Origin of the sequence: Pseudomonas protegens (assembly GCF_003363755.1) — a bacterium.
Taxonomy (GTDB): domain Bacteria; phylum Pseudomonadota; class Gammaproteobacteria; order Pseudomonadales; family Pseudomonadaceae; genus Aquipseudomonas; species Aquipseudomonas danubii.
In genome coordinates, this window is sequence record NZ_CP031396.1 from 2,191,834 (window position 1) to 2,205,631 (window position 13,798).

At 61.4% G+C, this 13,798-nt stretch carries 12 protein-coding genes; 10 read left to right on the plus strand and 2 right to left on the minus strand.

The features are described from left to right. Positions 1-63 precede the first annotated feature (63 nt). The 9 genes from DWF74_RS09570 to DWF74_RS09615 all read left to right on the plus strand — a co-directional run bounded on the left by DWF74_RS09570 (position 64) and on the right by DWF74_RS09615 (position 11,069). Positions 64-1,308 (plus strand): MFS transporter, encoded by a 1,245-nt coding sequence (locus tag DWF74_RS09570; RefSeq protein ID WP_102860385.1) that lies wholly within the window; start codon positions 64-66, stop codon positions 1,306-1,308. A gap of 140 nt (positions 1,309-1,448) precedes the next feature. Continuing rightward, positions 1,449-2,450 carry a taurine catabolism dioxygenase TauD gene (locus DWF74_RS09575; RefSeq protein ID WP_240322042.1) on the plus strand — a complete coding sequence of 334 codons (1,002 nt, stop codon included), beginning with the start codon at positions 1,449-1,451 and terminating at the stop codon, positions 2,448-2,450. Between the two features lie 55 nt (positions 2,451-2,505). Beyond that, positions 2,506-3,681, plus strand: a complete 1,176-nt coding sequence (locus tag DWF74_RS09580) for a pyridoxal phosphate-dependent aminotransferase (protein ID WP_115580831.1) — start codon at positions 2,506-2,508, stop codon at positions 3,679-3,681. A gap of 45 nt (positions 3,682-3,726) precedes the next feature. After that, a complete protein-coding gene (locus DWF74_RS09585; RefSeq protein WP_115580832.1) occupies positions 3,727-5,631 on the plus strand; it encodes an FAD/NAD(P)-binding protein in 1,905 nt (634 codons plus the stop codon). 27 nt (positions 5,632-5,658) lie between these two features. Then, entirely contained in the window at positions 5,659-6,249 is a 591-nt protein-coding gene (locus tag DWF74_RS09590; RefSeq protein WP_162884085.1) for a cysteine hydrolase family protein, read from the plus strand. Between the two features lie 13 nt (positions 6,250-6,262). Then, positions 6,263-6,688, plus strand: coding sequence for a cupin domain-containing protein (locus tag DWF74_RS09595; RefSeq protein WP_102860381.1), 426 nt, complete (start codon positions 6,263-6,265; stop codon positions 6,686-6,688). Positions 6,689-6,865: 177 nt separating this feature from the next. Continuing rightward, a complete protein-coding gene (locus DWF74_RS30790) occupies positions 6,866-8,734 on the plus strand; it encodes an aconitase family protein (protein ID WP_205413486.1) in 1,869 nt (622 codons plus the stop codon). A 437-nt stretch (positions 8,735-9,171) separates the two neighbouring features. Then, on the plus strand, positions 9,172-10,068 hold the full coding sequence (gene ppk2 / locus DWF74_RS09605) for a polyphosphate kinase 2 (protein ID WP_162884156.1): 897 nt from the start codon (positions 9,172-9,174) through the stop codon (positions 10,066-10,068). A gap of 263 nt (positions 10,069-10,331) precedes the next feature. Then, entirely contained in the window at positions 10,332-11,069 is a 738-nt protein-coding gene (locus tag DWF74_RS09615; protein ID WP_102860378.1) for a hypothetical protein, read from the plus strand. A 100-nt stretch (positions 11,070-11,169) separates the two neighbouring features. Here DWF74_RS09615 and DWF74_RS09620 read toward each other — a convergent pair whose 3' ends face one another. Together DWF74_RS09620 and DWF74_RS09625 are read right to left on the minus strand one after the other, a co-directional pair. Continuing rightward, the gene (locus DWF74_RS09620) at positions 11,170-12,510 is read right to left on the minus strand and encodes an ATP-binding protein (protein WP_115580835.1); all 1,341 of its coding nucleotides are present in this window, start codon (positions 12,508-12,510) and stop codon (positions 11,170-11,172) included. Then, positions 12,507-13,217, minus strand: coding sequence for a response regulator (locus tag DWF74_RS09625; RefSeq protein ID WP_060840896.1), 711 nt, complete (start codon positions 13,215-13,217; stop codon positions 12,507-12,509). The genes DWF74_RS09620 and DWF74_RS09625 overlap by 4 nt, the downstream gene beginning before the upstream one ends. A gap of 218 nt (positions 13,218-13,435) precedes the next feature. Between DWF74_RS09625 and DWF74_RS09630 the strand changes: the two genes are divergently transcribed. Next, entirely contained in the window at positions 13,436-13,717 is a 282-nt protein-coding gene (locus DWF74_RS09630) for a hypothetical protein (protein ID WP_240322043.1), read from the plus strand. Positions 13,718-13,798 lie beyond the last annotated feature (81 nt).

A 13,798-nucleotide genomic window follows, 5' to 3' on the forward strand; every position in this document is an offset into this window, starting at 1 on the left:
TATTCGAGACGATACTCCCATGAGAGTCTTTTAACCCACAACTATTTAACTAGTGGGATTCTTATGCCTGTAGATAACGGTCACCGTTGGAAAGTGCTCGGCGTCGGGGTTGCGGCCAACGCCAGCTTTTCCAGTGTGGTGGGTGGACTGCCCGCTACAGCGGTCTATATGCGCGCGACCTATCAGCTGGACAACGCTGAGCTGGGGCTGGTCCTGGGGGTGCTCGGACTGGGCATCGCCATCAGCGAAATTCCCTGGGGGCTGCTCACCGATCGCTGGGGGGATCGTCCGGTTCTGCTGACCGGGCTTTTGACCTCCGGCATCGCCTTGCTGATCCTGGCCATGCTGGCCTTTTATGCCCCCACGGTGGTCCTGCTGGCGGCGGGGCTGTTCACCGTGGGCCTGCTGGGCAGCAGCGTCAACGGCGCCAGCGGCCGGGCCATCATGGCCTGGTTCAAGGAAGGCGAGCGCGGGCTGGCCATGAGCATCCGGCAAACCGCTGTACCCGGGGGTTATGCCTTGGGCGCGGTGGTGTTGCCCTACCTGGCTCATACCTACGGTTTTATCGAAGTATTCACGGCATCGGCGCTGTTCTGCCTGGTGGCCGCCCTGTTTGCCTGGTTATGGCTGTATGAGCCGGACTTCTCCAGCAGCGCAGCAAAAAAACTGAGCCTGGAGAGCAGCAACAGCCCATTGAAAGATCCGAGGATCTGGCGAATCGTCCTGGCCATCGGCCTGCTCTGCGCCCCGCAATTTGCCATTCTCACTTATGCGGCGGTGTTCTTTCATGACTTCGGCAACATCAACATCACCCTGGTTTCCGCGACTCTGGCGGTGATCCAGATTGGCGCGATCGTCAGCAGGATCTGGAGCGGACGCTGGACCGACAAAAACAAGAACCGCCGCAGCTACCTCAAGGCCTGCGCCTGGTTGAGCACCCTGACCTTCCTGGCCTTGAGCGGGACGGTGTCGGCCGCCAGCTTCTATGGCATCAGCCAAACCCCGCTGGCCAGCGCCGTGATCATCGGTGTGATGGTCGTCGCCGGGATCAGCGTGTCCGCCTGGCACGGTGTTGCCTACACCGAACTGGCCACACTGGCCGGCGCCAGTCGCGCCGGTACCGCCCTGGCCATGGGCAATACCTGCGTGTTTGTGGTGCTGTTCGCGACCCCCATCGCGGCCTCCGCCCTGATGACTCATTTTTCCTGGAGCCTGGTGTGGTTGGCAGCCGCCTTTTGCGCCCTGTTGACCGTACCGCTGTTTCCTCGTGTTGAAAAAAACTACGCGCTGGAACTTGGCTCGGCTTGAAGTTGCTGTTCATAGAAGTTTCACAACTATAACGCGTGCCATACAACTTTAAGAACGGCACGCGTCGCACACTGACTTATATACGCCAACTGCCTAACCATTCGATTAACTAGTCCGATCTTATTCCATGGAGGAAACCAATGATCCCGCTATTTATTTTTGAAGCCGGTGAAAAGTCACAACTACTGAGTCTTCTTGAACAAATCCAGCTATCGCCCTACAAGAACTACGGCGACTTCTCAGAAGAAATAAGAGAGCTGCACTCCCAGGTTCCACAGCGTTTTGTAAAGGCCTGCCAAATCATCAGCGATGAACGCGCTCGCCATCAGCAGAAGATCCACGTGATCCGCAACTGCCCCATGGACCCAGTCATCCCCGAATTGGACCCCGAAGACCCAGTCAGTGACAAACACCTGAAAAAGAACAAGTTCATCAGCGAAGCCTTTCTCGAACTGTTCGCCCAACTAACAGGCACTCCGCTGCTGTCCTACGAAACCAGAAACCAGGGTGACTTCTTTACCGATGTCATCGCAATCAAGAAATACAGCGGACAACTCACCGGCTTCAGCGACAGCGAACTGGTGTTTCACAATGACCGCACCGCCCATAAAGTCCGGGCCGACTACATCACCCTGCTGGGCATGCGCTGCCCCGATGATGACCTGATCTACACCGGCTACATCGACGGCGCGGACATCGTGAACAATCTTGAACCCAAGCACATCGCCTACTTGCGTGAACCACACTTCTATACGGTTTTCGATGTCTTCTCACGGGACATGAACAAACAACTGAGCACCTCCGAGAAACACCCGATCCTGAGTAACGTTCACTCCATTCGCTTCCTTGACACCATGACCTGCGTGGCTGAAGAAGCACCGCTCGAAGCACGGGATGCCTTCATTGCTTTCAAAAGTGCGATGACCCGCTCTCAATGCAAGCGCCACCGCATTCTCACCGGCGACCTGCTGACGTTCGCCAATCAGGATGGCCTGCATAACCGGGAAAAGATCGACATCCTCAATCCTGAGAGTGCCGCTGCGCGCTGGCTGTTGAAGACCTATGCCTTCAAAGACTCCCGCACTGCAAAAAGTTACGAAGCGTACTGGGCCAATAACCGGGCCGGCTGCGTCATCGACTAAGTTCACCGCTAAAACAATAACTTCATTATCAGCATGACCAGTCAGGGTGATTTAAATGCGCCTACACGCATTCTCCAAACGGGTTGAAAACCTTGAGCTTTCGGAAACTTACGCCATTTTGGATATGGTGCGCAGCCTGCGTGAGCAGGGGGAAGATATCGTCGATCTCGGCGGTGGTGAACCTGACTTCAGGACGCCCAATCATGTCGTAGATGCTGCCGTTGAAGCACTGTCGGACGGTGACACTCATTACACACCCAGCCGTGGCACCAAGGCACTGCTGGACGCCGTGGCCCATAAATACAAGACCGAACATGGGCTCGATCTGGCCGCCGACAAGAACATCATTGTCACGCCATCGGCAAAGCACGCGCTGTTCATCACATTGATGACCTTGCTGGACCAGGGCGATGAAATCATCATCCCAACCCCCAGCTGGGTGAGCTACAAGGCCATGGCGGCCATGGCCGGTGCCACCGTCAAGGCCGTGCCGCTGGACGGCAAAAACGGCTTCATGCTCGAAGCCGACGCCCTGGAACAGGCGATCACGCCACGCACCAAAGCCATTCTGATCAACAACCCCAACAACCCCACCGGCCGCGTGCTGACCCGCGAAGAGGTCACCGGGGTGGTGCAGGTGGCGTTGAAACACGGGCTGTACATCATTTCCGATGAGATCTACGAAAAGGTCATCTACGGCCAGGCCCGCCATATCAGCATTGCCAGCATCGAAGGCGCCCAGGACATCACCGTTACCATCAGCGGCTTTTCCAAAGCCTACGCGATGACCGGATGGCGTCTGGGGTACGTCGTCAGCTGCGAGCGCATTTCCAATGAGCTGCTCAAAGTCCATCAGCACACCGTCGGCTGTGCGGGCTCCTTCATTCAACGCGGCGGCGTTGCGGCCCTCAAAGGTTGCCAACACCGGATAGCCGACATGGTGACCTCCTATCAAAAGCGCCGCGACCGGCTGATTGAAGGCCTTCAGAGCATTGCCGGCATCCAGTGCATAGCCCCCGAGGGCGCACTGTATCTGTTTGCCTCCATCGCCGACCTGGGCTTTGAAAACTCCCTGGCGTTTACCCGCTGGTTGCTCAGCACCGCGAAAGTCGCGGTCACGCCAGGCACGGCCTTTGGTGAGGGGGGCGAAGGCTATATCCGACTGTCCTTCGCCGGTAGCGATGAAGCCATAGAGGAAGCCATCAGGCGCTTTCATCAAGCCTTCAAATAATTGCCCGCCCCTTTGAACCGTCATCACATACAAACAGGAGTCAGTATGTCTCTGCGACACAGCACGCCTTCGTCGCCTGCACACCGTATCGCTATCATCGGCAGCGGCCCCCGTGGTCTGTCTGTGCTGGAGCGCCTGGCCGCGCTCATGCTCATGGACGCCCCGCTCAAACAAGTCATGGTCTATCTGATCGACAGCGCGCAAATGGGCTCCGGCCGGGTTTGGCGCACCGATCAACCACGCCACTACGTGATGAATACCGTCGCCGAGGAGGTTTCGTCCTTCTCCGGGCCCTTGGACGACGGTCCGATCAGGCCGGGCGCCGGGCCGTCGCTGGCACAGTGGTGGAGCTCCGTGGACCCGGCCTACCCGGGCCCCAACGCCTATGCGCCGCGCGCGGTACATGGCGAGTACATGCAATTCGTCCTGTCGACCATCGAGGCCAGCTTCACGCCGAACATTTCGCTGCAGCGCGTACCGGCGGTGGTCGTCGATCTGCTCAACGAGGAAAACGTGCAAACCCTGGAACTGGATAACGGGGCTTTTCTCCAGGTCGACAAGGTGGTCATCGCCACCGGGCACCCAACCCCCGAGTTGATCGGCTGGGAAAGGGAGCTGCAACAGTTCGCCCAGCAGACGGCCGGGCTGGAGTTCTTTCGCGGCGACTCCGCAGCCGACATGCCGCTGTCGCGAATCCAGTCTGAGCAGCAGGTGGGAATCGTCGGCCTGGGCCTGGCGTTCCACGACATCGTCGCCGCCCTGACGGTCGGTCGTGGAGGCCGCTTCAGCGTTGTCGACGGTGTCACCACCTACATCCCGTCGCACCGTGAACCCAAGCTGTTCGCCGGCTCCCGCAGCGGCATGCTGATCCCCGCCAGGGGCCGCAACCAGAAAGGCCCGAACTTTCAATACCAACCGCTGTGCATCACCCGCGACAAGATCGACGCGCTGCAAAAACGCGGTCACATCGAGTTTGCTACCGAAGTGCTCCCACTGCTGCTGGTGGAAATCAACATCGTCTACTTCGCCACCGCCATACGGGCCCAGGCGGGGCAGGCAGCCGAACAGCAGTTCAAGCATCGCGTGGTGCAACAGCAACTGTTCTCGTTGCCAGCCCTGGTCGCCGCGGCTGCCGATTTCGGCGTGAGCGACCTTCCGGTCCTGGAACTGGACCGACTGGCCAGGCCGTTCCGCGCCCAAGAGTTCCACAGCCCGGCAGACTTTGCCCGAGCCCTTGATCGGGTGCTGGAAGACGACTTGTGCAGCGCCCGCGAGGGCAACGTCGACAACCCGATGAAAGCCGCCCTGGATACCATTCGCGATACCCGCGCCCTGATCAGGAGCGTGGTGGATTTCGGCCGGCTGACTCCCCGCTCGCATCAAGAAGACTTCCTGCAGTACTACGCCCCTACCAGCCTGTTTCTCACCGCGGGGCCGCCCCTTTACCGCACCGAGCAAATCCGCGCCCTGATCGCTGCGGGGGTACTGACGCTGGTGGGACCTGAAACGGTCTATGGCATCGATACCCAGCACCGCAAGTTCAGCATCGAATCCCCTCGGGTCCGTCACTCCAGGCAATTGATCGATGTGGTCATCGACGGCCGAATCCCTTCGCCGGACTTGCTCCGCGACCCGTCACCGCTGACCAGAAACCTGGTGCGGCGCGGGTACTGGACCAACTACATCAACCAGGGGATCGACGAGGCCTTCGTCACCGGCGGCGTTGCCGTCACCCCCGGCCCTTATCACCCGATCGACCGCGCGGGCCAGCCCATCAAGGGGCTCTACGTCCTGGGCCTGCCTTCCGAGCACACCCGCTGGTTCATGCAGGCCGGCAGTAGCCGCCCGGGGTTCTGGACCGACTTTGCCCAGGATGCCCACTACGTGGCGTCCGATGCACTGCAGTTGGCCTACGCCCAAGCGCCTGTGGCAATCACTGAAGTGGCCTGATCAGCCCCTCATTTAAAGGAATGAATGATGTCTGCAAACAAAGCACTGCTGGTCATGGACTTCATCAATGAAATTGTCCATCCCGAAGGGGTTTATGCCCGTGAAGGCTATTACCAACAGACCCAGGAACGTCGGGTGCTGGAAAAGGCCGCATCGGCCCTGAACTACGCCCGCAGCAATCACCTGCCGATCATCTTTATCGTCGTTGGTTTCAACGCCCACTATGAAGGCTTCCCCCCGCACTCCCGAGTCTTCGCTCCCGCCAAGGAGCATGGCGTCTTGAAGTTGCAGACCTGGTCGACCCAGGTGCACGACGACCTGCGCCCCCGCGAGGACGAAATCGTGATCGCCAAGAGCCGGGTCAGCCCGTTCTATCAAACCAACCTGGAATTGATACTCCGTACCCAAGGTATTGAAGAGTTGGTTCTGACAGGGGTGTCGACCGAACACGTCATCCTCGCCACCACCCTCGACGGGCATGACAGGGACTTCAAGATCACCGTGCTCGAAGATGCCTGCGCGGCGGTGACCCAGGAGCGTCACCTGGCGGCGATAGAAAGAATCTCCCGCACGGCGAACATCAGCTCGACCTTCAGCTTCATCACCTCTTCTCTATAACAGGCGCATATCCATGAACCCGACAGTTTTCAATCTGCTGAATGTATCCAGCGAGCCGGATTCGATCCAATGGTCGACTCATCAACAACTGGGTCGCAGTGGCGCCAGCATTCACACGCTGTTCGAGTGCCAGGAGAGCGCCCAGCGCATTGCCCTGATCCGTTGCGAAGCCGGCGCCAGCGCCCAATCTCACCACCACCACGGCCATGAAACCTTTCTGATCCTCGACGGTGACTTTGAGGATGAAAACGGGATTTACCTCAAGGGCGATCTGGTGATTTACCCGCCAGGCAGCACCCACGCCTGGAAGTCCTCCAAGGGCGCATTGATCTATGCCACCTGGGGAGGCGCCGTGACCGCGAAACCAGCGCCAGCCGCCGAGGCCGCCAAGCATGCCGCCTACGACAACAGCGTCTATGACGGTCGGCACTTGATCTGAAACCATCGGCCATTTCTTTTGGGGTAAATCATGGGTTTCAAGCTTGACGCAAAGCTGCTTTTTCTAAGCAGCGATCCTTTGAAAGTGTCACGGCAGTTGGGGGGACAAACACTAACCCTCGGGGAGGCACAGCCCCTGCGCGATGACATTTCAACGGATGAAATAACGCCGATTCCGGTGCTGGCATTCTTTGACCAGCGGCTGGGTTCATACCCTTATGTGGGCCTCAAGACGGGCCCGGTGCTGCCTATCGGCAAGGACGATGTCGCCTCCGCAGGCTTTACAGTGAGCGTGGCGGGCACCCGCTACGGCAAAGGTTCTTCCCGCGAGCACAGCCCGCTGGCGGAGAAAAAAGCCGGCATCCGCCTGGTCATCGCCGAAAGCTTCGAGCGCATCTACCGACAGAACGCCGACAACATCGGGCTGCTGACCTCCACCGACTTGTCCTTGGTGCCACGCTTGCAGGCTGGCGAGGAGCTGTCGCTGAAGGAGCTGATCGGCAACAGGGATGCGCTGTCCACGGCCATTCTGCGCAGCGGCGGGCTGCTCAACTACGGGCGCGAACATTTGCGTCAGCAGCCGGACCAGCCCGCAGAAGCATCGCCGCAGCAGCCCACCGGCCCCCTGACTTTTGCCGAGAAGATCATTCATCGGCATTTGCTCAAGGCCCCCGGCGCCGAACGCATCGAGCAGGGCGCCGGCATTCTGCTGAAGGCCGACTGGCGCTTTATCCACGAGTACTACACCGGGCTTTGCGCCCATTTGCTCGACGATGCCTTCGGCGAAAACTTCTCTGTGTACCAGCCGGAATCGATTCTGGCGTTTGAGGACCACTTATCCTACAAGCACCGCAGCCCGGCGCACCTGCAACAGAGCCTGGTGGGCGAACTCGATGGCTTGTCTCAAGCCCATCGGGACTTCGTCGCCAAGCATCGACTCAGCGCCCACGGCTATCTGCCGGCCGAAGGCAGCGAGGGCATCTCCCACGCGATGATGGCCGAGCACTATGCCCTGCCCGGACAAGTCGTGGTCGGCACCGACTCCCATACCCCCCACAGCGGCGCACTCGGCTGCCTGGCGTTTGGCGTGGGCACCACCGACATGGCCAACGCCTTCATGACCGGCTCGGTCAGGACCGTGTATCCACAGGTGCTGCGCATTTCCCTGGTCGGCCGCTTGTCCGCCGGCGTGACCGCCAAGGACCTGGTACTGGCCCTGTTGGCCGATAGCCGGATCAAAGCCGGCCACGGCGTCGGCAAGATCTTCGAATTCGGTGGCCCGGCCCTGGCGTTCCTGTCCACCGACGAACGCACCACCCTCACCAACATGACAGCGGAGCTGGGTGGTTTCAGCGGGATCGTCGTGCCCGATCAGGAGACCGTTCGTTTTCTCAAGGAGCGACGCCAGCTCGACTTCGTGCTCGAACCCTGGATGACCAGCGACCCCGAGGCGAACTACGCCGACACGATTGTCCTGGACTGCGATCAGATCCTGCCGATGATTGCCGCTCCGGGCGACCCCGGCAACGGACAGCGCCTCACCGACCTGACCGAGCGGGTCAGGGTCGATATCGCCTATGGCGGTTCCTGCACCGCCGGCAAGCGCGATGACTTCGATCATTATTTCGAGGTGATCAACTGGGCGCTGGAGAACGACCTGCGGCTGCATCCCGAGGTCAAACTCTATTTGCAGTTCGGCACCGTGGATGTTCGCGACTACTGCGAGGAGCAGGGTTACCTGCCGGCCTTCGAAACCTTTGGCGCGCAACTGCTGCAGCCGGCCTGCGGCGCCTGTGCGAACTGCGGCCCTGGTTCATCGACCCACCAAGAGCAGGTCACCGTCAGCGCCATCAACCGGAATTTTCCGGGGCGCTCCGGTCCAGGTCAGGTCTGGCTGGCCAGCCCGCCGACCGTGGTCGCCAGCGCCATTGCCGGTTACATCACCTCGTTCGGCGCCCTGCAAACCCGACACAGTGCCGCCACCTCGGCAGCCTCCAAGCCCGGCCAGCGCGATCCGGCGGACCGGCGACCGGCTCTGGCTCACTGAAAACGACAGGAGGCGGATTGATATCCGCCGTCCTTTCAGCGCTGCGCGCATCAAGATCCTGTGGCGCCATCGTCAGCCGTATGGCCAGCGCCCCAGGTCAGATAGCTCCCGAATGAGCCACCGAAAAAATCTCAACTGATTACCGACTTTTCCTTATTACAAACTTGATCGAGATCAACGGCCGCCAACTGCCCAGCCCTAAAAATGACCGGAGGACATTGAACGCAATTACAGGCCCCCCTCCCATGAGTGAAGAATCCACCGCCCTGCCCGTGCCTCCCGCCCCAGCGCAAAACGCTCCGGCCACCACCAGCCCTGCCAGCACCAAGGCTGCTCCACGCAAAGCGGCTACGCCGCGCCCTCGCCGCCCACGCACAACCAAGGCCGCCCCGGTGAAAGCCGCCGAAGCCGAAATCAGCGCCATCAGCCAGAAGCCCATGGCCCTGCAAGTGGCCAGCGCGCCGCGCGGTTCCAATGAAGACAGCGTGTCCGCTGCGCTGCCGGGCAACTATCCGTATCGCAACCGCATGCGCCGCGCCGAGTACGAAAAGGCCAAGAGCGAGCTGCAGATCGAGCTGCTCAAGGTGCAGAGCTGGGTCAAGGAAACCGGGCAGCGCATCGTGGTGCTGTTCGAAGGCCGTGATGCGGCCGGTAAAGGCGGCACCATCAAGCGCTTCATGGAACACCTCAACCCCCGTGGCGCGCGGATTGTGGCCCTGGAAAAGCCCTCGGAACAGGAAAAGGGCCAGTGGTACTTCCAGCGCTACATCCAGCATTTGCCCACCGCCGGGGAAATGGTCTTCTTCGACCGCTCCTGGTACAACCGCGCCGGGGTCGAGCGGGTGATGGAGTTCTGCTCGCCCCTGCAATACCTGGAGTTCATGCGCCAGACCCCGGAGCTGGAACGCATGCTGTGCAACAGCGGCATCCTGATGTTCAAGTTCTGGTTCTCGGTGAACCGCGAAGAACAGTTGCGACGCTTCATCTCACGCCGGGACGACCCGCTCAAGCACTGGAAGCTCTCACCCATCGACATCAAGTCGCTGGACAAGTGGGACGAATACACCGCCGCCAAGCAGGCGATGTTCTTCCACACCGACACCGCCGATGCACCGTGGACGGTGATCAAGTCCGACGACAAGAAACGCGCGCGGATCAACTGCATCCGCCATTTCCTGCATGAGCTGGACTACCCGGGCAAGGACCTGAAAGTCGCCCACGCCCCTGATCCGTTGCTGGTGGGTCGCGCCTCGCGGGGGCTGGAAGAAGATGAGCGCACCCAGGCCCAGGCGACGGCGGACGCGGGCGCTACAAAACTGGCCCTATCGGCCTGAGCATCACTGCAACACGCTACGGGGCGCCGACCTTGAGGTTTACGCCCCGTTCGCCACCGCAACGTCTCGCCACCTGCCCTCTTTCAAACGGTTTGATCACCCGCCGCCACTGAAACCGCCTACACACCACGGCCTCCATGACCGAGCCGTGCAGACAAATGCCATCCTTGCGCGCCGCCACGGATTGTTCATTCGTCAGCAACCCCGCAAAATCGCGACCGCGCTTGCGCGCCATAGATGCCCAATCATCAAGGACTCGATCAATGCCCACCGTTGCCACCGCGCACTACACCCAACTGCCTCCCGGCGCCATGGCCTTTCCCGACGCCAAGGACGTGTTCGTCGCCGACCAGCAGGAGCTGGCCGAGCACCTGCTGCCGCTGCTCTCCATAGACGCCAGCCTGATCAACCCCGAATGGTCCGGGCGCCTGCACCTGCTGAGCCCTATCGAGCCCGACGAGGGGCTGGTGGGCGAACTCACTCAGGATGAGGGATTTGGCAGCGAGCTGCTGAAGACCAACTGGATCGGCTTAAAGATCGAGAACGGTCGCTACCGCCTGTGCGGTGATCCACGCTACTTCTTCCTGCACCCGGAAAATGCCGAACTGCCGGAACCACGGCGCAACGTGCGAGCCAGCCTGCAACGCCACTATGCCAAGGAGCACGCCGACTACCAGGCCTCGCGTCAGCGTTTTCAGGAACTGGGCTACCTGACCTGGCCGAACGATCGCGAACAGCGCTGGACCTTCATCGACGAAATCGGTGGGGTAGCCGAAGGCTATGGCAACTGGGTGGAAACCGTGGAGTTCCCCATGGATATCGTGGAAGCCACCGATGACAGCGGCGACATCGACGTCTGGCCTTTGAGCCCCGCGGGCCGGCGCTTCCAGCACGCACTCAGCGTTCCGGCCAGCCACTACGGAATCAGCGGCGCCGACCTGATCGTAATGTTCTATGAACCGGTGGAAGGCCTGGTGCTGTTCTGCTTCGACTGGTCCTGAGCCGCAACGGATTCAGTGAGCCCAGGCCGGGATCGGCCGGCCTGGGCGCTCGAAGGACTTCGCAAGGCCCTTCAGGCCTTGTCGCAGCCTGCGGCAACGGCTACAGCGGCAACTCCACCCGCGCTTCCAAGCCACCGCCGTCACGGTTGAACAGACGCAACTCGCCGCCATGCTCACGCACGATGGCCCGCGCTGCCGACAGCCCCAGGCCCACGCCGCCGGTGCTCTTGTTGCGCGAACTCTCCAGGCGGAAAAACGGCTGGAACACCTGTTCCAGAGAATCGGGCGCAATTCCCGGGCCTCGGTCCAGCACCCGCACCCGCAATTGGTCGGCGCCCTGCTCCAGCACGATGGCCGGCTCGCCCCCGTACTTGATCGCGTTATCCAGCAGGTTGGTCATCACCCGCTTGAGCCCCAGGGGCCGGCCGCAATACACCAGGCGCGGCGGGCCGCTGAACAGGATCTCCATGGACTGGTCGCGATAGTCGTCCACCAGGGTCTGCAGCAGCTCGGCCAGATCGAAATGGGTGGCCTGTTCCAACCGCGCATCGTCGCGAAAGAACTCCAGGGCCGAATTGATCATCGCCTGCATCTCGTCCACATCACGAAACAGGCGCTGCTGCTGGTCGGCATCTTCGATGAACTCGCCGCGCAGGCGCATGCGGGTCAGCGGCGTGCGCAGGTCATGGGAAATGGCCGCGAGCATCTGCGTGCGGTCCTTGATGAAGTGCTGCAACTGCGCCTGCATGGCGTTGAAGGCGAGAATCGCCTGACGGATCTCGTGGGGCCCCACCGGCTCGATGGGCGGCGCGCGAAAGTCCACGGCAAAGCGCCGCGCCCCCTGGGCGAACTGCTGCAGCGGCTTGGCCAGCCGGCGCGTGGCGATCAAGGCCACAAGGCCAGTGGAGATCAGCACCAGGGCGATCACGATCAGATTGCGCGTGCCCTCCTCCAGGCCCCAACTGCGCGACGCCGAGGAAAACATCACCCAACTCTGATCAGTCAATTGCACCAGCAGCGCGTAGCGCCCATCCGGGCCCGGCCAGTCACTGGGCTGGTAGGCCTCGATATGTCGCTGGGGCGGTTGCAGCATGGCGCGGATGCCTTCCGAGCCGACCCGGTACTCCGGGTCGTCCAGCTCAGGCAGGGCAAAGCCCTGGCGCGTCGGCTGCCAGCGGATACTCAGGTGATCACTGCTGACCGCCGCCGCCAGTTGCGGGCGCTGGCCCGGCTCCGAGGCTTCGATCATGCGCACGATGGCCGCGGACTTTTCCAGCAACCCGGTTTCCGCCAGCGGCGGATAGGCCCAGACCCCGGCCAACTGCACGAACAGCGCATTGAAGGCCAGGGCGGTGAGCATGGCCATGATGATGGTCAGGGCGATCCAGCGCGCCACGGTGTCCCGCAGCCGATAGCGCCACAACGGCTTGATCAGCTTCACTGACGGGTCACGCTGGGGGTGAACAGATAACCGCCATTGCGCACGGTGCGAATCATCGCCGGGCGCTTGGTGTCGAACTCCAGCTTGCGCCGCAGGCGGCTGACCTGGACATCGATGCTGCGATCAAAAGCGTCATGGGCCTGCCCCCGAGCCAGGTCCAGCAACTGCTCGCGGGTGAGGATGCGTTGCGGATGCTCGACAAACACCAGCAGCAGGTCGAACTCCCCCGCCGACAACGGAATCATCACCTGATCCGGCGAGCGCAGCTCGCGGCGGGTCAGGTCCAGTTGCCAGTCGGCAAACTTGATCAAGGGCCGCGGCACCTCGCCGCTCACCGGCCGGCTCTCCCCGGCCCGGCGCAGCACCGCCCGCACCCGGGCCAGCAGCTCACGGGCATCGAAGGGCTTGCTCAGGTAATCGTCGGCACCCATCTCCAGGCCCACCACCCGGTCGCTCAACTCGCCCATGGCGGTGAGCATGATCACCGGCGTGGCATGCAACTGGCGCAGGCGCTGGCACAGGGTCAGGCCGTTGTCGCCGGGGAGCATCAGATCGAGGATGATCAGGTCCGGCACCTCGCGCTCCAGCGCCGCCCACAGCGACGCGCCATCGGTGGCCACCGCCACCTGATAACCCTGTTGGACAAAGAATTTCTTCAGCAGCGCGAGGACTTCAATGTCGTCGTCCACGATCAAGAGACGGCTCACCGGCGGAGATCACTTCAAGTCGGAATGAGCCGTTATCTAAAACCATTCGCCGCCCGGCGTCATTTATTTCAACGCCGCAACAAACCTTCAGCGACGCAATAAAGCAGACATCTTTGCGCAAGGTTCAGCTGCCAGCATCGGCCTCCCCTTGCTGGAGAACCCTGACCATGCGCCTGATCAACCCCGCCCCGGCCCCTCTCGTTGCGAAGGAGCTGTCCATGCCCACCTCCGATCAACACGCCCTGATGCTGCTGCAACGGGTGACCAGACTCGATGACGCCAGCCTGCATTGCCGCGAAGTCAGCCTGGGCCTGTCCGAAGACCAGCACTACCTGGTGCTGACCCGCTACAGCGAGCACTACAGCCCTGAAGGCATGGAATGGGTCGAACGCAAGCACCGGGTGTCGGTGACCGAGCTGCTGCGCTGGGTGATCGAACAGGGCCAGCCGCAGAGCATTGAACGCGGTGAAACGCACAAGGCCTCGGCCTGTGGCCTGTAGCAGCGAGCTTGCTCGCGATGGACGTCAACGACGTGGCACTGACAAACGCTTTTATTGCGCCGCATAGGTGACTAAATTAGA